At 62.0% G+C, this 297-nt stretch carries 1 protein-coding gene; it reads right to left on the bottom strand.

The features are described from left to right. A partial coding sequence (locus P0G09_RS19205) for an arginase family protein (RefSeq protein WP_275253468.1) occupies positions 1–297 on the bottom strand: 297 nt, incomplete at both ends.

Raw genomic sequence — 297 nt, 5'->3', positions numbered from 1 at the left:
TAAACGGGCACCTTGCTGGCACAGAGCTGCTCAGTGAGCTGGGCAAGGCCAGTTAAATCGAACTTGTGCATCTCAGTGTGGGCAGCCGCGAACTCAAACTCGGTGCGGTCACCGCTGCGGATGCAGAACTGGTGGATGCGCCCGTCGCCGATGAGGTCATGGCAGCGGCGCAGGACACAGGCGTGGCTGAGCTTTGCACCCAGATAGTCGTCCCGCAGGTCGGCGTGGGCATCAAAGTGGACGTTGTGGAGGTCGGGGTACTTTTCCACCATGGCCCGCACGGCACCCAGCGTAACC

The organism is Faecalibacterium sp. DFI.5.82 (assembly GCF_029076575.1).
Taxonomy (GTDB): Bacteria; Bacillota; Clostridia; order Oscillospirales; family Ruminococcaceae; genus Faecalibacterium; species Faecalibacterium duncaniae.
The sequence above is the reverse complement of the archived record's forward strand: the minus strand, read 5'-3'. Positions and strand labels throughout refer to the sequence as shown.